The organism is Massilibacterium senegalense (assembly GCF_001375675.1).
Taxonomy (GTDB): Bacteria; Bacillota; Bacilli; order Bacillales; family Massilibacteriaceae; genus Massilibacterium; species Massilibacterium senegalense.
Window position 1 is genome coordinate 300,399 of sequence record NZ_LN831786.1, and the last position, 22,348, is coordinate 322,746.

Consider the following 22,348-nt stretch of genomic DNA (forward strand, 5'->3'; position numbering starts at 1 on the left):
ATAAAATGAAAAGAATCGTTCAAAACATTAAGTATTTTGATTACACCATTTTAATTGCCGTTTTACTACTCGTTAGTTTTGGTTTAATTATGGTGTATAGTTCTAGTATGTCTGTGTCTATTTTGGAATACGGGGGAAAAAGTACGGATTTTTTTAAAAAGCAACTCATTGTTGCAATTGGGAGCTTGTTTGCAATGGTTATTGTGATGAATATTCCGTATGAAAAGTATTTGAAATGGATTATGATTTTAGTAATTGGGATTTTTGTTGTTTTATTTTTCATTTTAATTGCTGGTCACAGCGCTAATAACGCCCAAAGTTGGTTTCGACTCGGAATTTTCGCTATTCAACCTGCTGAATTTGCAAAAATCATTACGATTTTGTATTTATCTGCTATTTACTCGAAACGGCAAAGCCGAATTAATCAATTTAGTGAAGCTATTTTACCACCATTAATATTAGTTGGGGGTATCTTTTTTCTCGTTTATTTACAACCTGACTTAGGAACAGGTGTGTTAATTTTATTTATTGCACTTGTCTTAACATTTTATTCTGGTATGCCCTTAAAACAATTTTGGCTTATGTTTTTTGGATTATTACTCATTGCGGTGCTCGTGGTGTTATTTGTGGGTGACAAGGTGCTTTCAGAACAGCAACTTTCGCGATTTGCCGCTTCTTATAATGCCTTTGAAGCAGAAAATGGATATCAAGTGAAATATTCATTGATTGCGATTGCTTCTGGTGGTGTGTTTGGAAGAGGATTAGGGGAATCAATTTTAAAATTTGGTTATTTACCAGAGCCACATACCGATATGATTATTTCGATTGTGGCAGAAGAACTCGGAATATTTGGTGTCGCTTTCGTGTTGTTATTAATTGCTTATATTGTAATTCGTGGTTATGTTATTGCTTTTTATTGTCGTGATTTATTTGGAAGTTTATTAGTTTTAGGGATTGTGACATTACTAGGATTTCAGACCATTGTAAATGTTGGCGTGGCAGTTGGCTTGTTACCAGTCACTGGGGTTACGTTGCCTTTTATTAGTTACGGAGGTTCATCATTATTAGCAACGTTAATTTCGATGGGGATTGTTTTAAATGTTTCTGCTGCTGTAAATCGAAATAGGCAAAAGCAATCATAAAAAAGACTGCACAATAATCAAAATAGTTGACAGAACGCTTCATTCCACTCACTCTAAATATGAGGTGAATAAGGATGGAGCGTTTTGTTGCAGTTTGGCTAAAAAGGGACTTTAGGCTACATGATCATCACGCGCTTTTTGAAGCAATACAGTCGTGTAAAAAGACAAACAGTAAATGGATCATGTTTGTCCATCTAACTAACGATCAAATGACGAAACATACATATGAAAATGAATATTATCTTCAGACTGTTGTGCAATTTAAAAAAGGAATGGAAAAACATGAGATGCCAGTCCATCTCCTTTCTGGGGATGAAGCAGACGTTATTTCTCAACTACAAGCAACATTTCCGTCACTAGCCACTATTTATACGAATACAAGTGAAGTTGGAGAAGAAGCGAAGCGAGAAAAGCGGGTAAAAGAGGTGGTGCAAAAAAACGGCATTGCTTTTCAGTCTTTTTTAGATGCGCACCTTCATCGTGCAGAAGATGTAAAAAAGTCAGATGGTACATTTTATAAAATATATTCTTCGTATTATAAAGCGTGGGTAAAACTAGAAAAACCACCAGTATATAAAATTAATAACGAAGAGTTAAAAGCATTTTCTTACTGGCACTCGGCTGTAGATGAAAAAACAGAAAAAGCCGTTCAACTATTTATTCAAAAAACGAAAAAAACAGTTTATCCTATTGGCGAGAAAAAAGCAGTGCAGTCGTTTCAAACTTTTGTGAAAGAAACGTTATTAAGATATAGTAAAGTTCGGGATTATCCCATACTAGATGCAACTAGTCACATGTCTCCTTATTTGCGAGTAGGAGCGATCTCTCCGCGAAGTATGTACTATATCGTAAAACGAGTATTTGATCAAACTGGCAGTCACGAAGCAGAAAGTTTTCTAAAAGAATTAGCATGGCGAGAATTTTTTCATATGATTTATTATTACTACCCTCAGTCAGAAAAAGAAGCAATTGAAGAAAAATATCGTTCATTACAATGGAGTACGAATGAAGAATGGTTGACGCGGTGGAAAGAAGGAAAAACAGGATATCCATTTGTAGATGCTGGGATGCGTCAATTAAAAAAAGAGGGCTTTATGCACAATCGGGTTCGAATGGTGGTCGCGAATTTTTTAACGAAAGATTATGGAATTGATTGGCAACTTGGGAAACAGTATTTTAAAGACATGTTAATTGATTATGACCCAGCTCAGAATACTGGGAATTGGCAATGGGCAGCTTCTGTTGGTATGGATGCAGTTCCTTATTTTCGAATTTTTAATCCAACGTCACAAGGAGAAAAATTTGATGAAGAAGGACAGTATATTCGAACGTATGTCGAAGAATTAAAAAACGTCGATACGAAATATATCCATACACCGCATAAAATGAATGAAGCGGAACAAGCAAGAGTTGGGTGTATCATTGGGAAAGACTATCCATATCCCACTGTCAATCATAAAGAGCAGCGTCAAAAAGTATTAGCTTTCTTTAAAGGAGAACAATAATTTTGTTTTTTAGGAATATGTTAGAATAAGAACGGGAATGAGAGTAAAAGAAGGTCGTTTCCTAGTAAAAAAATACGCTGAACTTTATCAATCGTTGTATTTGTAGATGAAAAGAGGAAAAGTGTAAACGGTACACGAATAAAGGGATAAAGAGTAAATGTTTAGGCCGAACGAAGAAAGGTAGTGAAAAAATGATTGAACAACAATTACCTAATGGACAATTAATAATTAACGATAATGTGATTAGTTTAATTGCAGCATATTCCATTAATGATGTAGAAGGAATTGCAAACACGGTAGCAGATTTAAAAGAAAACTTAATTAGTGTCGTGACGAATCGCGGAGAGCAAAAAGGAATTAACGTAAAAAGTGTGGAAAATGAAGTGGTGCTACAAGTAAAAATCGCCGTTCATTTTGGTGTTAAAATCCATGAAGTATGTAAAAACTTACAAAAACATATTAAAGAGCAAGTGGAAATGATGACAGGAGTTACGGTGAATGAAGTGAATGTCATGGTGACACAAGTAAAGTTCTCGCAAGAAGAAGCAAAATAAAAACGCATGAGTGACTCATGCGTTTTTATTATTCGCCGTGCGTAAGGTGTTTATTTAGTTCTGCTAATACTTTTTTACAGCTTTCTACAAGTGCTTCTGGAAATTCTTCATCGTATTCTACCCCATGTGGATAGTAATGTTTTCCTAGATAAGGTGTCATTAATTTTACGATTGCTGAAGTTTGTTCGATTTCACCGCGTACTGCCACACCTGGAACGCGTAAATAATAAACATCACCATTTGAAGTGTCTTCATATTTATAGTCATAAGTGACACGCTCGTAATCCCAATGACCACCGCGATTAAAACCTGCATGTTCCATTACTTCTTCTAGTTCCCCAAAAAGAAGCTCTTTGTTTTCAATGCCAGTTCCCTCAAAACGCATTATGTACATTCCCTCCTTAAAAAAGCTATTCTACCTTTTAATCATAGTAGAAAACGAAAAATTATGCAATTATCATTTCTTTATTTTCTGTGAAGTTGTCATAAATAAATTGTCCATAAGTGGAGGTTTTACTCCTTGTTCATGTGGGATAAAACAAGCATAGTTGGTTATTCTAAAAACGAAAACACGAAAAGGAGGAAAACAATGAGGACTGTAAAAGATGTCATGACACATGAAATTGATTGTTGTTATCCAGAAGATAACGTATTTGAAGTAGCTACAAAAATGAAAGAATTAAATGTTGGTGCCATTCCAATTTGTGATCAGAAACAACAAATTATGGGGATGATTACAGATCGTGACATTGTTGTTCGTGGGGTAGCAGAGAAAAAACCAAACGCAACACAAGTAACGGATATTATGACGAATGAGCTGATTACGGTTACGCCAGATACAAATGTACAAGAAGCAACAAATATAATGGCTCAACATCAAATCCGTCGTTTACCTGTAGTAGAAAATAAACAACTTATTGGGATTGTTTCACTTGGTGATTTTGCTGTACGCAACGAAACAGATCAATCTGCAGGAGTGGCTTTAAGTAGTATTAGTGAAACATATTAATGTGCATCTTTTTGATGCACTTTTTTTGTTTTGGTGGTATATAATACATTTAGGGAAAAAGGAGGGGATGGAAGTGCGTTTTTTAAAAATTTTATTATACATCGTATTGCTACTGTTATTATTCGGGGGATATGAATTATTAGGCAACATATGGAACGATATGGAAGAATCCAAGGAAGTAAAGACAGAATCCACGAATCAAGCAGCCGTTGTATCAGAAGATAGTGTACTATCATTAATGGGACTTTCAGCTGATGAAGTGAAACAAAAATATGGTTCCCCAGCACGAATTGATCCATCCCGTTACGGATATGAATGGTGGGTATATAACCAAACGGAAGACACGTATTTTCAAGTTGGCATAAAAAATAAAAAAGTAGTAACAGTGTATGCTATGGGAGATGCCGTTAATATGTCTCCTTTTTATATGAAACAAAGGACAACGGAAATTGTAAAACAGCATACGATACAACCGCACATTAGCGTACGTGATGAACAAACAAAATATGAGTTCGAAGTACCGGAAAAAGAAATGTATACAAACCCTTTAGTTCCATTTGAAGAAGGGTATTATGCAATATTATATTTAGACCAGTTTTTAAATGAATTATCTAGTGTACGTGTTGTCGATGTGGAAACACTTTTAATGCTTCGACCGTATTCAGTTGTTTATCAGGGACCGTTAAAAGAAGTTCCTAATGTAAATCTAGAAAAACAATTGGCCATTGATGAAGCGAATAAAAAACAAATATTTGACCAAACGAATATTATCCGAAAACGACATGGACTAAACACATTAAAATGGAATGAAGGAGTCGCGAAAGTTGCTTTAGGACATAGTGAAGATATGAAAAACAACCACTATTTTGACCACGTCTCCCCGACAAAAGGAGATTTATCGATGCGACTAAATAATGGAAATGTGAAATATCGTATGGCGGGGGAAAATATTGCTGCCAAATATATTGACGCACCGGCAGCAGTAAATGGTTGGTTAAACAGTGAAGGGCACCGAAAAGCAATGCTTAGCCCTGATTTTGAAGAACTTGGAGTAGGAGTAGATGATTTATATTACACGCAAAACTTTATTACAAAATGAAAAAATAATGGTTCTCGGCATAGATATTATCCCTTCTTCTTATATTTTGAAAGGAAGGGCTTCCTTTTTTAGAGTTGGCGATAAAAAAGCACCTCTTTTTTAAAGAATGAATATAGTAACGATAGATAAAGCTAAAAGAGGTGATGAGCATGAAAGCGCGACATTCTGTAGAAGAGTTCCGTGATTTTGTTAAACGTCATCCTAAATTAAGAGAGGAAGTGTTGAACGGGAAAAAATCATGGCAAGAGATTTATGAAGATTGGGTTATATTAGGCGAAGATAACAGTCGATTTGAACCTTATAAAGCCCAACAACGAGAATGGATTCAACAGATGGTAGGCATGTGGAAAAATGTAAATTTTGAAGAAGTTCAAAATCATCTTAGTCAATTAGATAAAACATTAAGCCAACTGCAACAATTGTTTGATCATTTCCAAGGAAATCAAGGGACGAATAAACGACCAATTTCTTATCGGAAAGATTAGGTGATACAATGAATCGATATATTCAACAAATCGTTTTTTCTAACCCAAAATATTACCAATATATGAGGGAAAATCCAGACTGGTATCGAATTTTAAGTCGTACCCCAGAAAAAATACAAGACTTTAAAACTGATGTCTCCTTTTATCATATTGAGAAAAGGGCAAATCAAATCCGTCCCATTTTACAGCTATTATCATTATTTGAAAAGAAGGCATAACGCCTTCTTTTTATCCACTATGCGCAGGTTGAAATCTTTTTATTGATAGAAAGATTTTTGGGTACATTAAACATTAAAAGTTGAAAAAGAAAAACAAACAATGCTACGATAGGTCTGGAGGGATTAGAATGATTGCAACAATAGAAAAGGTTCATATACTAGATAAAGCAGAAGAAATGGTGCAGATGATTACTGAATCAGACGTGTATGAACGTTATGTATATACAAAGCAACAAATTAAAAATGATGAAAAAATCCAGCAAATGATTAAGGAATTTGTAAAAATGAAAGATGTGTATGCAGAAGTACAACGTTTTGGAAAATTTCATCCTGATTATGAAAAAGTAACGACAGAAATTCGTCAATTGAAAAGAAAAATGGATTTACATGAAACGATTGCAGCTTTTAAAAAAACAGAAGACGAATTAAATACGTTACTTGTGAGCATCGCGGAAATCGTTGCTGGCTCTGTTTCTACGCATATAAAGGTGCCAACCGGCAATCCATATTTTGATCAACTTCCGTCTTGTGGATGCGGAAGTGGTGGCGGATGTGGGTGCAAGACAAAGAAATAAGATTGAATTTTTTTCTTTTTATGTGCTAGACTACTAGTAACAAGTACTGGGGGAGTTTAGGAATATGATGCAAAAACGACGGGGGTTAATTGTTTGGCTTTCTTCCTTAAAATATGCGAAACAATTACGGAAATTTGGGAATGTACTATATGTATCCAAAAAAATGAAATACGCAGTAGTGTATACGGATGAAGAAATAATAGAGCGATTAAAAGAACAACTAGAGTCGCTTTATTTTGTAAAAAAAGTGGACATGTCATTAAAACCAGATTTAAAAACGGAATATCAAAATGCTAAACCGGATAAGGCAAAAGAATATGATTATAAAATGAATTAAGGAGGGTCGAATGACACCTCCTTTTTTTTGTCACTTCAGGGAGCACACGCAACTTTGTATAATCCAATTTCGATGAGCTAACGACCTCCGCTTTTTTATTTCATAGGAGAGATCAAGTGGTTCATTCTTAGGACGCCGATGAGGTATTGGAAGTATAGAGTTGTTTCTGGGAAGGAATTAGATGGTTGAACGGTTAGTGGAATGACTTTTGTTCCTAAGTTTTCTGCTAATTCTTCAAATAAAACAAGTCGTTTTGATTTTTTTTCTTCTGAATAAGGGATTCCTTCTCGACAAATATATAGAGGTTGAAAATCCGCTTCTTCTGTTGGTTTTAAGACAACGACAAATGATAAAACGTGTTTTCCTTCTTTTTCTGCTAACAGAGAAAGCATTTTGTGAAGGCGATGTTGATTTGCTTTTGCGATTTCAAATAGTTCGTAAAGATCAGAATATCCTTCTCCTAATTCTATAAAACGTTGCACCATTGTAATTCTTCCTTTCTGTTATTGACAAAATAAAAAAATATTGTTTCGATAGTTTTTGAAATGGTGTTTAATTAAGGTAAACTCTAGACGATATTATAACAAAACAATGCGAAAGCTGAAAGTCAGAGTGGACTGTTACAAAAAAAAGAATAGCAGATAGTACATAGAGTGTAATAGGTTGTGAAACAGGATAAAAAAATGGTATTGTAATAATTATACAGTAAAGTGTCAGAATGGAGTTTCATCATGAAAAAAATCATTAATGGATTAGTAATACTAGTTTTCTTTAGTTTAGCTTTTTTAGGGTATACATTGTATGATAATCAATTTGTTCCTTCTTTTAAAAAACAAACGTTGACGATTGATATAGCAATGAAACATGAAAATGGAAAATTGGTTGTTACCGAAACGGTTACTCCTCTTGATAACGGTCAGGCGGTGTTACTCATGCCTAATCATCTTGATACGCTTTTTATTAAAAAAGGAGATGAATATATCCCGTATAAAGAAAAGAGCATTTCTTTTAAAAAAAACGAGCCAATTGAATTTTTCTATGAATATTCAGTTCCGTGTCAACATTGTATTTTAGATCAGTATGCGCTTCGCTTTTCAGATGGAGAGACGGTGTTTGATGCAAACTATCGAGTGGCGATTTCAGAACCAAATCGAGCAACGACTTGGTTGAGTGGAAGTGTAGCGTATGAAACGTTGCAAGGGGAATTTTACAAACTTTATTCATGGAAAGAAGAAAAGAAAACAAACGTTCCGTTGTTCTTCACTCAGGCTTCTATTCAAGCAGCGAAGGAAACAGAGAAACTATCTTTGTTTTTGGAAGAAGGAAAATCTGTAGCTGTTGATGAATCTTTTTTAATGGATTACTCCAAAAACAACCATATAACGGTCTTATTAACGAATGCTCCGCTTCAATATAGTGAGGAAGGATTGCTCGTTTTTTCTAAAGATACACGTGAGAAAGACTATAAACGCTTGTTTTTACAATCGCTTTATTCCGAAAAACAATTTGAAAAGCCGTTGCTACAATCGTTGTTCATGTCTATTATTTTAGATTTGCCAGCGTCCAAAGCGGAAGAAGCGTATTTTTCAGAACTAAAAAAGACATTACAGTCGGAAGGTTGGTTATTATTTCAAGAACAAGTAGCACGATTATATCGAACAGAATCGATGTTTACGTATAAACAATTAGATGCTATATTACAAAGTCAAATAGGGAAAAAAACGACTTTTTTTCAAACTAATAAAGATGTAGACGTTTTGACGCAGTCATTGTATTTTGTAGAAACACAAGATGCTTTTGTGAATGAAAATAAAATAAATAGTCATTGGAATGTCATTGTGTATGAAAATCAATATTATGTACCAGTTAAAGAAGTAGCAGATTCTTTTGATTTTTATGTGGAAGAATTAACAAATTCTAATACGATCTATTTTTCTAAAGGGGATAAGATGATTTATTTGCCGTTAGACGAAGAATATGAAGCTGTCAAACCTGTTTCGTATGAAGTGAAGATATTTGAAGACCGTGCGTATGTATCCGAAAAAACATTAAAATTATTATTTGATATTTCATTACATAAGAAAAATAATCAATTTTATTTTACGAGTCCGTAATTTTTTCATGTAACGAAAATAGGATTCTAAAAAAAATTCCATGAGTAGGTGCGTACTATTCTTTTAAAAAGGATAAAAAACCCCCGTTTTATGCAAACGGGGACGCCTAAAAAATGAAGGCAAGCATACTGGAGAGGAGAAATCGGAGGAAGAACTTTGGGGAATAAAAGTGCTTCTCCGTCGGATAACCAAATCGGTTACCGTCACTATTTAGTGTAATCAGATGGAAAGATTTTATACATTTATTTAAAAATTTGTTCTATTCATGATAAAATAAACAAAATTGAAGGAATAAAGAGGGTTAAATCATGCGGGTGATTTCAGGTACTCATAAAGGTAGACGGTTAAAGGCCGTTCCAGGAATGAAAACAAGACCAACGACAGATAAGGTGAAAGAATCATTATTTAATATGATTGGTCCATATTTTGATGGTGGTATTGGTTTAGATTTATTTGCCGGTAGTGGTGGTTTAGGCATTGAAGGGTTAAGCCGGGGCCTAGATCGAGTAATTTTTGTTGATAAAAGTCCACAAGCAATTGCTACGATACATGAAAATGTAAATCAATTATCGTTCACAGAGCGTTCGGAAGTATATCGCAATGATGCTAAAAGGGCACTGCAAATTTTAGCAAAACGAAAGCTTCCATTTACATATATATTTTTAGATCCACCTTATTATAAGCAAGAGTTAATTCAGCTATTAGAAATGATTTCGAATCATCAGTTGCTAACAGAGGATGGATTAATCATTGTGGAACATGCACAGGATGTTACGTTACCTGATTGCATTGTAAAACTTATAAGAACGCGAACAGAACCATACGGGGTAACAAAAATATCTTTTTATCAATGGGATGAGGAGAAGGAGTGAAAGGGATGGCCAGCATTGCAGTATGTCCAGGAAGTTTTGATCCGGTGACATATGGACATTTAGACATTATTACACGAGCATCAAAAGTATTTGATACAGTAGTAGTTGCAGTATTAAACAATCAAAGCAAGAATCCTTTATTTACCGTTCAAGAGCGCCTTGATTTACTAAAAGAAGTAACGAAAGATTTAAAAAACGTCGAAGTCGATTATTTTAATGGATTGCTTATTGATTATGCAACAGAAAAAAAAGCAAATGCCATCGTTCGTGGTTTGCGTGCAGTTTCTGATTTTGAATACGAATTACAGATTGCATCGATGAACCGAAAAATAAACGAAGATGTGGAAACGTTTTTTATTATGACAAATAATAAATATTCGTTTTTAAGTTCCAGTATTGTCCGTGAAATTGCAAAATATAATGGGCCTGTGACAGATTTAGTGCCATGTGCCGTAGAAAAAGCATTAAAAGATAAATTCGGATATCCCCGCGATTAACGTGGGGATATTTTTTTAATTCGCACGTAAAGGAAGGAAATGAGCACAAAAAATGTAATCCAGCCACCGAATTGAACGAACCAATAATAAAGAGCAGCAAAGAATGAGGTATCCTGTTGAGATAATCCCGACGTAAAGGATGTATCGTTTAAGGAAATGAAAAAAGGAAAAATAAGATAACAAATACCGCTCGATAATAGCCCGTGTACGATTCTAGCAAAGAAAAAAGGGGAAAATCGGATATCTGTTTTTGCTAAAATGCTTGCTACTTGCGCATGGACGGAAAAACCATTGAAGCCGAGTAAAAAGCTAATCATTAACAGTTGATGGAATAAAGGGACATTGGTTAATTCACTCACTTTTTGACTGCCTAGTGTGACTTCTAAAAGACCAGAAATAAATGGTGCACTTAATTCATGATGAAACGGAAGAAATGAAAAAATAAGCTGAAAAAGTAAAGCAAACGCGGTTGTTATGTGAAGTAACGAAAGTATTTCATGAATTACAGAAAATAACATAATAAATCCACCAATCATGAATAACGTTCGAATGGAAGAATAGACTGCATTCCCTAACAGTTCACCGAGCGGTTTTAATTCGGAATAAAAAAATTGCCCATCATTAGCGGGACCCTCAGTGGATGTATCATCATATTTAGGTTGATAAAATCTCATGAAAAATCCGACAAAAAGGTTTCCAACATAATGACTAATGGCAAGTATAATACCTAATGATTCGTTATGAAAAAAGCCAACAGCCACCGCGCCAAAAATAAAAAGCGGATTAGAAGAGTTAGAAAATGACACGAGTCGTTCTGCTTCTGTTCGCGTTAAAATTTGTTCTTTTCGTAAATGGGCTGTTAATTTTGCGCCTGCAGGAAATCCAGATGCCATTCCTAAAGCAATGACAAAGGCTCCGCTTCCTGGAACTTTAAATAATGGACGCATAAATGGTTCTAAAAATTTTCCAATCATTCGAACGACACCGACATGAATTAATAAATCTGCTATGATAAAAAAAGGAAGCAACGATGGAAAAACGATATTCCACCATATGCTCATCCCTCTGACAGAAGCTTCATACGTATGTTGCGGAAATACAATAAAGCTTAACGCAAAAAACAAGGAAAAAAAAGCGTAAATAATAAAACGGGTTTCTAACGATTTCATTCTTTTTCCCCTTTATCGCAAAATAACTGTACCGATATTTTAAGCATTTTTTTGTTCTATCCCTTGTCCAGTTACTTAACTATATGAACGAATCGTGAAAAATTGAACCAAAAAGAATAGACGAGTGTTTCAAAGTGGCAATTCATCGATAATCCGTTTAAAATAAAAAGGTGGAAAGAAAGGAGGATATAGTGTTGTATCATCAAACAGAACAAAAGCAGCTCTATCGCTTTTTATTTATATTTTTATTTTCATTTTCCTTAATGGTAGGTCTTGTTTTTATTCGAGTTCCGTACTATGTTTCTAGCCCGGGAAATGCGAAAGATTTATCGGAAATGGTAAAAGTAGAAGATGGATATCAAGAAGAGGGAAGTTTTATGCTAACGACTGTTCGAATGAACAAAGCCAGTATTTCTGATTACGTAGTGGCAAAATTCGATCAATATAAACATTTATATCCAATCCAAACGATAAAAGCACAAGGTGAATCTGATCGCGAGTATACAGTGAGACAAGGGGACATGATGGAAATTTCCAAAGATGCCGCTACATTTGTTGCTTATGGAAAAGCAGGGAAAAAGGTAGAATTACAAAATGAATACGTTATGATTGGCAATGTTATCCCCAATACTCCTGCTGAAAAAATGTTAAAACGGGAAGATCGTATTCGACAAGTAGATGGACAACGGATTGATTCAGCAGAAGAGTTGTTAGATCGATTAAAAGATAAACAAGCAGGTGATCAAGTGACGTTATTAATTGAACGAGATGGAAAAGAAAAAGAAGTAACCCTTTCCCTAGCAAATATAGAAGGGGCGCATGGTCGAGCAATCATTGGGATTCGTCCTTTTACCGTTCGTAAATTAGTGACAGATCCAGAACTGTTAATCAAAACGGATCATATCGGAGGCCCTTCAGCGGGGTTAATGTTTTCGTTAGAAATTTATAATCAATTAACGAAAGAAGACTATACACATGGCAAAAAGATTGCTGGTACTGGTACGATTGATATTGATGGTAATGTTGGTCCAATTGGAGGAGTCGATCAAAAAGTCATTGCGGCTCATGAAGCAGGGGCAGAAATCTTTTTTGCTCCAAATGAAAACGGAGCAGAAAATTCCGATTACAAACGTGCAGTAGAAACTGCGAAAAATATTAAAACGAATATGAAAATTGTTCCTGTTGACACATTTGATGATGCGCTTACTTATTTAAATACATTAAAGTGAGGCTGGGACAAAACCCTTCTGAAATAAGAAAACCGCATGAATCGATTTTTTAAAAAAACTGACTTCATGCGGTTTTCTTTTCAGAAACGTGATTTAAATTAATTAATTTTCCCAGTCTCATTTCTTTTTTAAGATGACAGGTGGTCGTTTGTATTCCATTTCCATCATGCGTTTTTGCTGATTGACGGGATATCCCATACTGTGGGTAAGATGAGCACGTTCTTCGATGTCGAGAAGCAAATGATGATGGTTAGCTCTTTTTGTAATGAGTGGAACCGGCATATCTTTTTTTATCTGGTTTAAATATTGTCTTCCTTTTTCATTCATCCCGAGCAGGCGAACATAAGGTGTTTCAGCTGGAAGTGTGGTGATTTCTTCCTTTGTTGTATTTGTTAAAATATGTGTACAAAAACGTTGTAATCGATTTTGTGTATAGCGTTTTGTTTTAAACGCTTCGATAAAGGATGAAAAGTCAGGAAATGAATGAATCAACGATTGAATCCGATATTCTAATCCTTCTTCTGCTTCTAAAATAGTAGCTAGCTGGGGAATAGAAGATGTCTTGACGCGATATTTTAAATACGGAAATAGCTGTTCCCATGAAATAAACGGACTGAGCGTGTCGTATTTTTGAATAATGTTGTAAGATGCCTTGGGCAGTGTTTGTTTAATCATTTCAAGTGGTTTTTTCGCAAGAAGATGATGGCGAATACTAGTAGCGCTAGCAATAGATTGTTCGATTGTTTCACTATGATAATCTGTTGTGCGTTGGATAGTAAATGGTTTAATCGGGTAATGATAAGCAAGAATAGCTTTGACATATTGCAACCCTAAAATGTTATTTGGTTTAGAAAGATCTAATGGGAGTTTGAACGCTTCGAGTGCTTTTGCATAAGCTGTAGGATAATTCATGCCTTGTTTTAAATATTGCGTAAGAGTCTTGTTTTTTTTTCGTTCTTCTTGTAACATAATCGTTGCTGACTGAAAAAAAGCGTCTATTTCTCCGGATTCGCTTCCGAAACAAAGAGATTCTACGTTTAGAGAAGCTAAAATGGAAAGTGCGCCTTTTGAAAATAAATCAGCATGTTGACAAGCATACGCATACGGCAATTCTACAACAAGGTCGACACCGTGGTGTAACGCCATTTCGGCACGTTCCCATTTCGGTAATAAGGCAGGAATCCCCCGTTGTAGGAAAGAGCTGCTCATGACCGCAACAATAACATCAGCATCTGAAAGCTGTCTTGCTTTTGTTGCATGATAGGAATGACCGTTATGAAAAGGATTGTATTCCACAATAATTCCGGTTGCTTTCATTTTTTCACACCTTTATAAGACAAACAAAATAAATTTTGATACTATTATAGTGTAAAGAAAAAATATTGACAAATGTATTTTGGCTCGATATAATACCCTTGTTACCTTTGAGGTGATTCATATGAAATGGACAATTCCTGAATTAAATCGCTTGAAAAAGCAAAGAACTTTTTCATTTCACGAAAAAATAGACGTGAGTGATAGTAGAAAGCAAAATCCAGAAATTCGTCGTATTTCTGAAGTGGATGTAAATGGGGTTGGGGAATTTTCCTATAACCAAGTGACATTTACACTTCACATAACGGCAACAGTTGTGTTACCGTGTGCGATGACGTTAGAAGATGTTCCGTATCCACTTTCAATCGATACGGTAGAAATGTTTCAATTATCCACACAAGAAGTGAGAGAAGATGGAGATATTCATCCGATTGTTGGAGAAGTGCTTGATTTAACTCCGTATATTAAGGAGAACATTCTTTTAGCGCTACCGATGCGTGTTGTTAGTGAACATGCTTCAGAAACGATGCAAAAATCAGGAGAAGGTTGGGAAGTTGTAACAGAAGAATCCCAAAAGAATAAAATTGATCCTCGATTGGCGGATTTAGCAAAGTTTTTTGAAAATAAGGAATGAGTGTAATCGGAGATAAGGATAACAGACTATTTGAAAAGATAGATGTTTCACTTTCTCTTTATTAACTAGATTTAAGGAGGTGTCAAACATGGCAGTACCTTTTAGAAGAACTTCTAAAACTCGTAAAAATAAACGTCGTACTCACTTTAAATTACAAGTGCCTGGTATGGTAGAATGCCCAAATTGCGGAGAAATGAAATTAGCTCACCGTGTATGTAAAGCATGTGGCACATACAAAGGAGAACAAGTAGTAAACAAATAATTTGTTTGCGAAAAAAAGCAAGAACTTATTAAAAAAGTTCTTGCTTTTTTTAATTCCTCCTAAACGGAAAGTAAGACTGAATTAATGGAAGATTTTTTTATATTCTTGTAATTTTATCAAAGTTTTATAAAATGAAAGAAGGAATTGTCATACAATGTATGGAACAATAGTACATATAGAAACTAACAAGGGGGAGCAACAATTGGGGAAATTAACGCTAAACGTTGAAAATGGTATCGCATGGGTGACGATTAATCGTCCTGAAAAAAGAAATGCAATCGATTTTGACGTCATTCAAATGTTGGATGCTTATTTAGACGAAATTGAAAAAAACAATGAGGCAAAACTTTTAGTTATCACAGGTGCTGGAGATAAAGCATTTTGTTCTGGTGGAGATTTATCTGCTTTTCATGGCTTAAAAACTAGCGAACAAGCTTTTGAAATGCTTTATAGTATGGGCCGCGTATTATATCGTTTATGTACATTTGAAAAACCAACAGTGGCGTTATTAAATGGAACTGCCGTTGGAGGCGGATGTGAAATTGCAACTGCTTGTGATTTCCGTCTAGCTAGTGAAAATGCAAAACTAGGTTTTATTCAAGGTTCTTTAGGAATCACTACTGGATGGGGCGGAGGAACGATGCTTTATGAGCGTCTAGAGTCTCCACATGCAATGCATTTATTAATGACATCTAAGCTAATTACAGCTAGTGAAGGAAAGAAGATAGGATATATCCAACATACGTTTACTCCTGTTTGTTTAAAAGAACAAGCAGTAGAATATTTAAAACCATATACATCTCAACATTTAACGGTTCTACGTGCATACAAACAAGCGTTTGTTGAAAAACTAGTAGAATCCAATTTAAAAACAAGAATGCGTAAAGAAATGGAACGTTGCGCACATCTTTGGGATAGTAAAGAACACCATGAAGCAGTCGATCGTTTCCTTGAAAAGAAAAAGTCTTAAGGAGGAATGATGCATGTCAACGGTTCGTCAAGATGCTTGGAATCATGATGATGATGTTTTGTTAGCAGAAGTAATTCTTCGCCATATTAGGGAAGGAAGTACTCAATTAAAAGCGTTTGAAGAAGTAGGAGAAAGGTTAAACCGAACAACCGCAGCATGTGGATTTCGCTGGAATGCTTTAATCCGACAAAAATATAAAACTGCTATTGAGTTAGCAAAACAAGAAAGAAAAGAATATAAAAAGAAAAATAAAAAAGTCCAACCATTACCGATGAAGCAAGCATTGACAGAACAAGGAGAATCTAATAGTAGCCAGGAGCATGATCTTTCTATTGACTCTATTATTCGTTATTTACGTGACATGCGACCGATTGAAAAAGAATATGTAAAGTTACAAAAAGAAAATCAATTGCTAAAAGAACAAGCAGAAGAAATAGAAGCAGAAAAACAATCCATTCAACAAAAATATGAGGCGCTTAAACAAAAGTACGAAAATATCGATGAAGATTATAATGTCTTAATGGACATTATGAATCGAGCGCGTAAAATGGTTGTTTTACCAGAAAAAGAACACCAAATGAAATTCAAAATGGAGCCGAATGGAAATCTTCAACGAATTGATTCATAACAAAATCCCTCTTCAAACGAAGAGGGATTTTTATTGTAAACAAATGAGTGAAAAAAGAAAAAATCATAGGAATATTCCTATGATTTATTTTAGCAAACCAGTGAATCCGATGTACTACTTGATTGATAATCTGGTTTCCAATAAAAACATTCCGTTGTTTTGTCGTAGTAGAAGTTCATTTTTAACCAAAAATGAGTAGAGAAGTTAAGTGGTTTTGTTTGAATAGGCAGTTGAAATTGTTTTAAGAAATCAATAAATGTACTTCCTAACCCACGGAAACGAAATTCTGGTAATACTTCAATCGAACCAATCCATAAAACAGGACTTCCTTCGTTTGCATTTTCGTATCTTTTTTCCACATACATCCGACCGGCTAAACGATCCCCGTAATAAACGCCTAAATAAGGTGAATCATGTCGATCTTCAAGCAAACGTTCTCGAAGGTCGGTCACAAATGAAAACCCTTTCAAATCATTGCATTGAAATGATTCAAATTCTTCTAATGTCTTATAATTTACTGGGAGTTGTTGAATTTTTAACTGCTGTTGCAATGTCGTCTCCTCCTTGCAAAACAATTATTTGTATACCATTATACAATATTTCCTACTAAAAAGCTGTTAAAGAGCATATTTATCAGGAAACAAATATAATTTAAAATTTTCAGAAGATAATATTGTGTTAATCTGTTTCAAAAACGAATAGTAGTATTACTATATATTTATGGTATGATAAAAAAAGAATTGTCTGTAGAGAGGAGATTTCAATGAATATTCACATTATTGGAAGTGGCTCTATTGGCTTACTATTGGCAGCTTATTTGTCCGAGCAACATGACGTGACAGTATATACAAACCGAATGGAACAAAAAGAAAAACTATTCTCCGAATCTCTATGTTTAGAGAAAGAAAAACAAAAAATATTTCTTTCGAATTTATCGTTTCAAACGTTCGATACATATACAAATCGTGAAAATAGTCAAGCAGATCTTGTGTTTATTGCCGTGAAACAATATCATTTGCAGGTGATGATGCCAACTTTACAAACGATACAATCACCATGTGTTTTTTTGCAAAATGGGATGGGGCATCTCGCTTTACTTGAACACCTTACTTGTGGAACAATAGGGGTTGGGGTAATTACGCATGGTGCCTTACGTAAAAATGATACAACAGTTGTGCATACAGGAATGGGGAATATTAAAGTAGGTGCTGTTCGGGGAGATAGCAAAACGCTACATCAGTTAGTAGATGCTTGTTTTAGCGAAATATTTCCAATCACGTATGAAGAAGATATTTTACCATTTGTGTATGAAAAACTTTTTATGAATGCAATCATTAATCCATTAACTGCATTATACCGAGTGAAAAATGGGGAACTAGTAAAGAATCCCTTTTTTACGCAAAGTTCTCGTCAATTGTATGAAGAATTAAAACGAGTCTTTCCTTTTATCGAAAAACAAGTACCAATGGAACATATTTTTTTACTATGTGAACGTACAAGTGAAAATCAATCATCGATGTTAAAGGATATCGACGAAAAAAGAAAAACGGAAATCGATGCAATTGTTGGGTATGTATTACAAGAAGCAAACAAACAAGCACTGGATTTGCCATGTTTTCAATTTGTTTATTCAAGTATAAAAGGCTTAGAAGTTTGAATTAATAGGGGGATTTAAAGCAGTGATTAGTATTGCGGTATTGTTTATTATATGGAGCGCCCTACCTCCGGTGCTAGGTTTAACCGTTTACGTTTTTTTTAAGTACATACCAAGAACACAACATCGAGCTTTTCATATTGCCGTTGATATAACGACTATTTTTCTTATTTTTGCGGTATATTTTTTAATGATTCAACTTTTTCAATTCTCAGGTTTTTCCTATATTGTTTTAATTATTTTACTCGTTGGATTAGTGATGACGATTATTCATTATAAAAAGTTTGAATATATCCGATTTAAAAAGTTAATCAAAAGTACGTGGAGATTTTGTTTTTTAATTTTTTTCCTTGGATTTATCGGATTGGTAACGTACGGAATATTTACGTTAGTCAATTAAAGTAATGGTTTCGTTAGTGTTACATCGCCCCTTAACAAACTAGAGAGGGGCTTTTGTTCATGATGTGGGAAAGCATTTAGAAATAAAAGAGAAGCAATGAAAAGAAAGGACGAAACATGTTATGGTGATACATGAGCGGAAATTTAAACAAAGTGGGCCGTTTGCTCAAGATTTTGTCGATGATTTTTCAAAAGTAGCGGCGTTTTTTTCATATGATGTAAAGCAAGAAACGACGTTTGAAAAGCGGAAAACTTTTATCGAACAAAGAACGTATCATCGAGAAGCGTTAGTAGAGACGTTGGTCCGATTTAATGAAAAATACAATGGGACAGAAAAGGTTCGTTCGAATATTGAAAAGTTAAGAAGGAATGATGCACTCGTTGTAGTAGGCGGACAACAAGCGGGAGTATTAACGGGACCAGCTCTTGTAATATATAAAGCGATTTCTATTCTACGATTAGCAAAAGAGCAAGAAGAAAAATTAGGTGTTCCTGTTATTCCTGTGTTTTGGATTGCAGGGGAAGACCATGACTTTGATGAAGTGAATCATATCTTTTTATCAAAGGAACAAGAAATAGTGAAACATTCACTGGAACATTTATATAATAATCGCCAAGCAGTATCAACTCTCTTGTTGCCAAAAGAAAAAATGGTTGATTATATTGATGAAGCTCTCTTTTCTTATGGAGAAAGAGAATATACAAAAGAGCTCCGAGAAATGTTGCTGCAAGCTACGGACCAATCTGTAACGTATACAGACTTTTTTGCACATTTGATGATGCACTTATTTGGAGAGCATGGATTAGTGTTGCTAGATGCGAATGATCCACATATTCGTGCATTAGAGCGTGGTTTTTTTAGAGAAATTATCGAAAAAAATGAATCTTTACATGAAGCAGTGTATAAAAAATTAGAAATGATGGAACGCATGGGATATCCATTACCTTTTGAAAAGAAACGAGATCAAGCAAACTTATTTATGTTTTTGAATGGAGAACGATATTTGTTAGAGCGAGTCGACGGTGCTTTTCAATTAAAAAATACAGATATTCGTTGGTCGAAAGAACAATTATTAGATAAATTAGAAACAGAACCAGCGTTATTCAGTAATAATGTCGTGACGCGACCTTTAATGCAAGAATATGTATTGCCTACTTTGGCGTTCATTGGGGGACCAGGCGAAATTCATTATTGGGGAACATTAAAAGAAGCATTTGAAGTATTTTCATTTGAAATGCCCCCTGTTTGTATGCGGTTATCGTATTCGATTATCGAGCGCCATATTGCAAAGTGGATGGAAGAGCTTCAGATAACGGAAGAACTTTTGGCGGAAAAAAATATTCAACATCAAAAAGATGCGTTTATTTCTTCCGTCCAATCGGTAGAAACAGAAACGACTTTAAATGACTTGCAACAAGCGATTCAAAAAAGCAAAGAACAATTACAACAAGTAGGGGGGGAGGTAGACCCTACACTCATTCCGTTTATTGAGCATGCATCTCAGAAAATGTGGCGAGAAGCGGAAGGGATAAAACGAAGAATAAAACAACAAGAATTACGTCAGCACGAACAAGTGATACAAAAATATCATGCAATCGAAAAATCGTTACTTCCACAAAACATCTACCAAGAACGTTTTTGGTCGATTTGGTATTATATCAATGCTTACGGATTGGATTTAGTCGACCGTTTAGTACATGTACCTGTAACGTTTGATGAATTACATAAAATAGTTTATGTATAAATTTCTAATTGATAAGAGGAAAGTATGAAATCCTGCAAATAAGCAGGATTTTTTTTATGGAAATTGAAATATTAAGTGGTAACAAGTGGGGGATTGTGGTAAGTTATAAATGAAAGTGGGAGGGAAACCGTGTTTTTAGGAGAATACGATCACAATCTCGATGAAAAAAATAGATTAATTATCCCAAGGAAGTTTCGTGAAACGGTAAATGGGGAATTTATAGTTACTCGTGGAATCGATTACTGTTTGTTTGCGTTTCCGCTTTTTGAATGGGAAATTATTGAGCGAAAATTAAAAGCATTACCAGTAACAAAAAAAGATGCACGTGCTTTTACACGCTTTTTCTTTTCTAGTGCAACGGAAGTTTCTTGTGATAAACAAGGACGGATTTTAATTCCACCGTTATTAAAAGAATATGCAAATTTAGAAAAAGAATGCGTGTTAATTGGTGTATCGAATCGATTTGAAATATGGGATAAAAATTGCTGGGTCCAATATACTTTGCGTTCTGAAGAAACATTTAATGAATTTGCAGAAGACCTACTTGATTTCCATTTATAACCTTAAAAAGAAGGTGTGTTTTGTTTGTTTAATCATATTACCGTATTAAAAAAAGAAGCAGTAGAAGGTTTACATATAAAAGAAGATGGTATTTATGTTGATTGTACACTAGGTGGTGCTGGACATAGTGAGGAAATATTGAAACAGTTAACAACTGGTCATTTATTTGCATTTGACCAAGATGAAACAGCAATTCGCCATGCGAAAGATCGTTTACAATCATATGAAGGAAAATTTACGATTATTAAAAGTAATTTTCGTTATTTAAAAGAAGAATTACAAAAAAAAGGAATAGTAAAAGTGGATGGAGTATTGTTTGATTTAGGTGTTTCTTCCCCTCAACTCGATGAGCCAGAACGAGGATTTAGTTACAACTATGATGCACCGCTCGATATGCGAATGGACCAAACATCCTCTTACACCGCTTACAATGTCGTGAATGAATCAGATTTTCAAACGCTTTTTCGATTAATTTCTCGATACGGGGAAGAAAAATTTGCAAAGCAAATTGCCCGTACGATTGAAAAAAGAAGAGCAGAAAAACCAATTGAAACGACGTTCGAATTAGTCGATCTTATTAAAGATGCCATCCCTGCTCCTGCGCGTAGAACAGGTGGTCACCCAGCAAAACGAACATTCCAGGCCATTCGCATTGCTGTAAATGATGAGTTGAATGTGTTTGAAGAGGCATTAAAAGACGCGATTGATCTTCTCGAAAAACAAGGCCGAATTAGTGTCATTACGTTTCATTCGTTAGAAGATAGAATTTGTAAAACAATTTTTAGGGAATATGCAAAAGGTCCTGATCTTCCTCCTGGCTTACCGATTATCCCTGAAGGTATGGAGCCAACGTTAAAACTTATTACGAAAAAACCAATTTTACCATCTGAAGAAGAAGTGGCGCACAATAACAGAGCGCGGTCAGCGAAATTAAGAATAGCAGAGAAAAATTAAAGGAGGAGTAATTCGTGGGAAACTTAGCGGTGAAAGTTCGGGAACAACAAGAACATCCAAGAAAACGAAAAAGAAGAATCATTGTTAAAAAAACAGAACAACCTGCTAAACAGATACATACAGAAGGTAAACGTACACTCGGCGAAAAAATTCTTTGGTTAAGTCTGTTATCCGTCGTAACGGTGATGACATTGTTTTTAGTGCACAATGTAACGCAAATGTATGCGTTAAATCGAGACATCCATACGTTACGAGCAGAAGTAGATGGTCAAAATAAAACAGTGGATCAACTAAAAGTAGAAGTGTCACAATTAAGCCAACCAGAACGAATTATTACGATAGCAACAGAACAGCTTGGAATGGTGCTAAACAATGAAAAAGTAAAAGTAGTTGAAAAAGAAAGTAAAAAATAAACGAGAGTG

Annotated in this window: 28 protein-coding genes; 23 read left to right on the forward strand and 5 right to left on the reverse strand. The window is 34.8% G+C overall.

The annotated features are described in order from the left end of the window. The first annotated feature begins 5 nt into the window (after positions 1–5). The 3 genes from ftsW to BN1372_RS04925 all read left to right on the forward strand — a co-directional run bounded on the left by ftsW (position 6) and on the right by BN1372_RS04925 (position 3,201). Positions 6–1,142: a putative lipid II flippase FtsW gene (ftsW, locus tag BN1372_RS04915; protein WP_062197739.1), complete on the forward strand. Its 1,137-nt coding sequence runs from the start codon at positions 6–8 to the stop codon at positions 1,140–1,142. A 74-nt stretch (positions 1,143–1,216) separates the two neighbouring features. Continuing rightward, on the forward strand, positions 1,217–2,647 hold the full coding sequence (locus BN1372_RS04920) for a cryptochrome/photolyase family protein (protein ID WP_062197740.1): 1,431 nt from the start codon (positions 1,217–1,219) through the stop codon (positions 2,645–2,647). A gap of 191 nt (positions 2,648–2,838) precedes the next feature. Continuing rightward, on the forward strand, positions 2,839–3,201 hold the full coding sequence (locus BN1372_RS04925; protein WP_062197741.1) for an Asp23/Gls24 family envelope stress response protein: 363 nt from the start codon (positions 2,839–2,841) through the stop codon (positions 3,199–3,201). Between the two features lie 28 nt (positions 3,202–3,229). Here the strand turns inward: BN1372_RS04925 and BN1372_RS04930 are convergent, their stop codons facing one another. Beyond that, a complete protein-coding gene (locus BN1372_RS04930; protein WP_062197742.1) occupies positions 3,230–3,586 on the reverse strand; it encodes a YugN family protein in 357 nt (118 codons plus the stop codon). A 204-nt stretch (positions 3,587–3,790) separates the two neighbouring features. Here BN1372_RS04930 and BN1372_RS04935 point away from each other — a divergent pair, with 204 nt between their 5' ends. The 6 genes from BN1372_RS04935 (at position 3,791) to BN1372_RS04960 (ending at position 6,924) form a co-directional block, all read left to right on the forward strand. After that, complete coding sequence (locus BN1372_RS04935) at positions 3,791–4,210, forward strand: CBS domain-containing protein (RefSeq protein WP_062197743.1); 420 nt, start codon at positions 3,791–3,793, stop codon at positions 4,208–4,210. A gap of 73 nt (positions 4,211–4,283) precedes the next feature. Further along, the gene (locus BN1372_RS04940) at positions 4,284–5,309 is read left to right on the forward strand and encodes a CAP domain-containing protein (RefSeq protein WP_230198803.1); all 1,026 of its coding nucleotides are present in this window, start codon (positions 4,284–4,286) and stop codon (positions 5,307–5,309) included. A 149-nt stretch (positions 5,310–5,458) separates the two neighbouring features. Next, positions 5,459–5,794 (forward strand): spore coat protein YlbD, encoded by a 336-nt coding sequence (gene ylbD / locus BN1372_RS04945; RefSeq protein ID WP_062197744.1) that lies wholly within the window; start codon positions 5,459–5,461, stop codon positions 5,792–5,794. Between the two features lie 8 nt (positions 5,795–5,802). Beyond that, positions 5,803–6,012, forward strand: coding sequence for a YlbE-like family protein (locus BN1372_RS04950; RefSeq protein WP_062197745.1), 210 nt, complete (start codon positions 5,803–5,805; stop codon positions 6,010–6,012). Between the two features lie 128 nt (positions 6,013–6,140). Further along, positions 6,141–6,587, forward strand: a complete 447-nt coding sequence (locus BN1372_RS04955) for a YlbF/YmcA family competence regulator (RefSeq protein ID WP_062197746.1) — start codon at positions 6,141–6,143, stop codon at positions 6,585–6,587. Between the two features lie 64 nt (positions 6,588–6,651). After that, the gene (locus tag BN1372_RS04960) at positions 6,652–6,924 is read left to right on the forward strand and encodes a YlbG family protein (protein WP_062197747.1); all 273 of its coding nucleotides are present in this window, start codon (positions 6,652–6,654) and stop codon (positions 6,922–6,924) included. 95 nt (positions 6,925–7,019) lie between these two features. On the opposite strand, the gene BN1372_RS04965 is transcribed toward BN1372_RS04960, so the two are convergent. Beyond that, on the reverse strand, positions 7,020–7,409 hold the full coding sequence (locus BN1372_RS04965; RefSeq protein ID WP_062197748.1) for a DUF7147 family protein: 390 nt from the start codon (positions 7,407–7,409) through the stop codon (positions 7,020–7,022). 246 nt (positions 7,410–7,655) lie between these two features. Between BN1372_RS04965 and BN1372_RS04970 the strand changes: the two genes are divergently transcribed. The 3 genes from BN1372_RS04970 (at position 7,656) to coaD (ending at position 10,407) form a co-directional block, all read left to right on the forward strand. Continuing rightward, positions 7,656–9,038 (forward strand): stalk domain-containing protein, encoded by a 1,383-nt coding sequence (locus tag BN1372_RS04970; RefSeq protein ID WP_062197749.1) that lies wholly within the window; start codon positions 7,656–7,658, stop codon positions 9,036–9,038. 308 nt (positions 9,039–9,346) lie between these two features. Next, positions 9,347–9,910, forward strand: coding sequence for a 16S rRNA (guanine(966)-N(2))-methyltransferase RsmD (rsmD, locus tag BN1372_RS04975; protein ID WP_062197750.1), 564 nt, complete (start codon positions 9,347–9,349; stop codon positions 9,908–9,910). 5 nt (positions 9,911–9,915) lie between these two features. Beyond that, on the forward strand, positions 9,916–10,407 hold the full coding sequence (gene coaD / locus BN1372_RS04980) for a pantetheine-phosphate adenylyltransferase (RefSeq protein ID WP_062197751.1): 492 nt from the start codon (positions 9,916–9,918) through the stop codon (positions 10,405–10,407). Here coaD and ylbJ read toward each other — a convergent pair. Next, positions 10,404–11,576, reverse strand: coding sequence for a sporulation integral membrane protein YlbJ (gene ylbJ, locus BN1372_RS04985; RefSeq protein WP_062197752.1), 1,173 nt, complete (start codon positions 11,574–11,576; stop codon positions 10,404–10,406). The genes coaD and ylbJ overlap by 4 nt on opposite strands. Positions 11,577–11,767: 191 nt before the next feature. Between ylbJ and BN1372_RS04990 the strand changes: the two genes are divergently transcribed. Then, positions 11,768–12,805 (forward strand): SepM family pheromone-processing serine protease, encoded by a 1,038-nt coding sequence (locus BN1372_RS04990; RefSeq protein ID WP_325062678.1) that lies wholly within the window; start codon positions 11,768–11,770, stop codon positions 12,803–12,805. A 117-nt stretch (positions 12,806–12,922) separates the two neighbouring features. On the opposite strand, the gene BN1372_RS04995 is transcribed toward BN1372_RS04990, so the two are convergent. Then, positions 12,923–14,122 carry a nucleotidyltransferase gene (locus tag BN1372_RS04995; protein WP_062197753.1) on the reverse strand — a complete coding sequence of 400 codons (1,200 nt, stop codon included), beginning with the start codon at positions 14,120–14,122 and terminating at the stop codon, positions 12,923–12,925. A gap of 121 nt (positions 14,123–14,243) precedes the next feature. Here BN1372_RS04995 and BN1372_RS05000 point away from each other — a divergent pair, with 121 nt between their 5' ends. The 4 genes from BN1372_RS05000 (at position 14,244) to BN1372_RS05015 (ending at position 16,613) form a co-directional block, all read left to right on the forward strand. Further along, complete coding sequence (locus tag BN1372_RS05000; RefSeq protein WP_062197754.1) at positions 14,244–14,753, forward strand: YceD family protein; 510 nt, start codon at positions 14,244–14,246, stop codon at positions 14,751–14,753. 88 nt (positions 14,754–14,841) lie between these two features. Then, the gene (gene rpmF, locus BN1372_RS05005) at positions 14,842–15,015 is read left to right on the forward strand and encodes a 50S ribosomal protein L32 (protein ID WP_062197755.1); all 174 of its coding nucleotides are present in this window, start codon (positions 14,842–14,844) and stop codon (positions 15,013–15,015) included. A gap of 202 nt (positions 15,016–15,217) precedes the next feature. Next, on the forward strand, positions 15,218–15,985 hold the full coding sequence (locus BN1372_RS05010) for an enoyl-CoA hydratase/isomerase family protein (protein ID WP_062197756.1): 768 nt from the start codon (positions 15,218–15,220) through the stop codon (positions 15,983–15,985). A gap of 13 nt (positions 15,986–15,998) precedes the next feature. Continuing rightward, on the forward strand, positions 15,999–16,613 hold the full coding sequence (locus BN1372_RS05015; RefSeq protein ID WP_062197757.1) for an RsfA family transcriptional regulator: 615 nt from the start codon (positions 15,999–16,001) through the stop codon (positions 16,611–16,613). 89 nt (positions 16,614–16,702) lie between these two features. Here the strand turns inward: BN1372_RS05015 and BN1372_RS05020 are convergent, their stop codons facing one another. Next, positions 16,703–17,164, reverse strand: a complete 462-nt coding sequence (locus BN1372_RS05020) for a GNAT family N-acetyltransferase (RefSeq protein ID WP_062197758.1) — start codon at positions 17,162–17,164, stop codon at positions 16,703–16,705. Positions 17,165–17,376: 212 nt separating this feature from the next. Here BN1372_RS05020 and BN1372_RS05025 point away from each other — a divergent pair, with 212 nt between their 5' ends. From BN1372_RS05025 to ftsL, 6 genes are all read left to right on the forward strand, one after another. Further along, complete coding sequence (locus tag BN1372_RS05025) at positions 17,377–18,270, forward strand: 2-dehydropantoate 2-reductase (RefSeq protein WP_062197759.1); 894 nt, start codon at positions 17,377–17,379, stop codon at positions 18,268–18,270. A gap of 22 nt (positions 18,271–18,292) precedes the next feature. Then, entirely contained in the window at positions 18,293–18,667 is a 375-nt protein-coding gene (locus BN1372_RS05030) for a DUF3397 domain-containing protein (RefSeq protein ID WP_062197760.1), read from the forward strand. 121 nt (positions 18,668–18,788) lie between these two features. After that, a complete protein-coding gene (gene bshC / locus BN1372_RS05035) occupies positions 18,789–20,411 on the forward strand; it encodes a bacillithiol biosynthesis cysteine-adding enzyme BshC (RefSeq protein ID WP_062197761.1) in 1,623 nt (540 codons plus the stop codon). A gap of 129 nt (positions 20,412–20,540) precedes the next feature. After that, a complete protein-coding gene (gene mraZ / locus BN1372_RS05040) occupies positions 20,541–20,972 on the forward strand; it encodes a division/cell wall cluster transcriptional repressor MraZ (RefSeq protein ID WP_062197762.1) in 432 nt (143 codons plus the stop codon). A 24-nt stretch (positions 20,973–20,996) separates the two neighbouring features. Next, entirely contained in the window at positions 20,997–21,926 is a 930-nt protein-coding gene (gene rsmH / locus BN1372_RS05045) for a 16S rRNA (cytosine(1402)-N(4))-methyltransferase RsmH (RefSeq protein WP_062197763.1), read from the forward strand. A gap of 14 nt (positions 21,927–21,940) precedes the next feature. Further along, entirely contained in the window at positions 21,941–22,339 is a 399-nt protein-coding gene (gene ftsL, locus BN1372_RS05050) for a cell division protein FtsL (protein WP_062197764.1), read from the forward strand. Positions 22,340–22,348: the final 9 nt, after the last annotated feature.

Bases quoted from the DNA above. Each gene is read 5' to 3' on its own strand.
- coaD (WP_062197751.1), top strand. From the start codon at position 9,916: ATGGCCAGCATTGCAGTATGTCCAGGAAGTTTTGATCCGGTGACATAT.
- BN1372_RS04970 (WP_062197749.1), top strand. From the start codon at position 7,656: ATGAAAAAAATCATTAATGGATTAGTAATACTAGTTTTCTTTAGTTTA.
- ftsW (WP_062197739.1), top strand. From the start codon at position 6: ATGAAAAGAATCGTTCAAAACATTAAGTATTTTGATTACACCATTTTA.
- BN1372_RS04935 (WP_062197743.1), top strand. From the start codon at position 3,791: ATGAGGACTGTAAAAGATGTCATGACACATGAAATTGATTGTTGTTAT.
- rpmF (WP_062197755.1), top strand. From the start codon at position 14,842: ATGGCAGTACCTTTTAGAAGAACTTCTAAAACTCGTAAAAATAAACGT.
- BN1372_RS04920 (WP_062197740.1), top strand. From the start codon at position 1,217: ATGGAGCGTTTTGTTGCAGTTTGGCTAAAAAGGGACTTTAGGCTACAT.
- BN1372_RS05015 (WP_062197757.1), top strand. From the start codon at position 15,999: ATGTCAACGGTTCGTCAAGATGCTTGGAATCATGATGATGATGTTTTG.
- BN1372_RS04960 (WP_062197747.1), top strand. From the start codon at position 6,652: ATGATGCAAAAACGACGGGGGTTAATTGTTTGGCTTTCTTCCTTAAAA.
- ylbD (WP_062197744.1), top strand. From the start codon at position 5,459: ATGAAAGCGCGACATTCTGTAGAAGAGTTCCGTGATTTTGTTAAACGT.
- BN1372_RS04965 (WP_062197748.1), bottom strand. From the start codon at position 7,409: ATGGTGCAACGTTTTATAGAATTAGGAGAAGGATATTCTGATCTTTAC.
- ylbJ (WP_062197752.1), bottom strand. From the start codon at position 11,576: ATGAAATCGTTAGAAACCCGTTTTATTATTTACGCTTTTTTTTCCTTG.
- bshC (WP_062197761.1), top strand. From the start codon at position 18,789: ATGGTGATACATGAGCGGAAATTTAAACAAAGTGGGCCGTTTGCTCAA.
- BN1372_RS05025 (WP_062197759.1), top strand. From the start codon at position 17,377: ATGAATATTCACATTATTGGAAGTGGCTCTATTGGCTTACTATTGGCA.
- BN1372_RS04995 (WP_062197753.1), bottom strand. From the start codon at position 14,122: ATGAAAGCAACCGGAATTATTGTGGAATACAATCCTTTTCATAACGGT.
- BN1372_RS04955 (WP_062197746.1), top strand. From the start codon at position 6,141: ATGATTGCAACAATAGAAAAGGTTCATATACTAGATAAAGCAGAAGAA.
- rsmD (WP_062197750.1), top strand. From the start codon at position 9,347: ATGCGGGTGATTTCAGGTACTCATAAAGGTAGACGGTTAAAGGCCGTT.
- BN1372_RS05000 (WP_062197754.1), top strand. From the start codon at position 14,244: ATGAAATGGACAATTCCTGAATTAAATCGCTTGAAAAAGCAAAGAACT.
- BN1372_RS04930 (WP_062197742.1), bottom strand. From the start codon at position 3,586: ATGCGTTTTGAGGGAACTGGCATTGAAAACAAAGAGCTTCTTTTTGGG.
- BN1372_RS04925 (WP_062197741.1), top strand. From the start codon at position 2,839: ATGATTGAACAACAATTACCTAATGGACAATTAATAATTAACGATAAT.
- BN1372_RS04950 (WP_062197745.1), top strand. From the start codon at position 5,803: ATGAATCGATATATTCAACAAATCGTTTTTTCTAACCCAAAATATTAC.